Here is a 281-nt window from a genome sequence, read left to right as displayed (position 1 = left end):
GGGGCGGGAAACGTTTCTAATAATATGGAATCTGATTCTGAAAGTGCCACTGCAAATACGGCTTCTCTTGATTATCTTGCTATAGGAATTCCTGCCGGGAAATTTGGTTTTGGTTTTGGATTGATCCCATATACTTCGGTAGGATATAATATTATAGATATTAATGAAGAAGAGGGACGCGCCGGAAGGTTTTCAGGAAAAGGAGGCCTAAACAGGGTATTTCTTTCTGCAGGATATGCCATTAATCCCAATATTCGTTTAGGAGTAGATCTGAATTATAA

Annotated in this window: 1 pseudogene; it reads left to right on the top strand. The window is 39.1% G+C overall.

The features are described 5' to 3' along the window. Positions 1–24: 24 nt before the first annotated feature. Positions 25–281 (top strand): annotated as a pseudogene (locus tag HC175_RS23540) (hypothetical protein); the annotation flags it as partial.

This window comes from Salinimicrobium oceani, from assembly GCF_012037645.1.
Note: the sequence above shows the minus strand (reverse complement) of the source record. Positions and strands in the feature narration are given on the sequence as shown.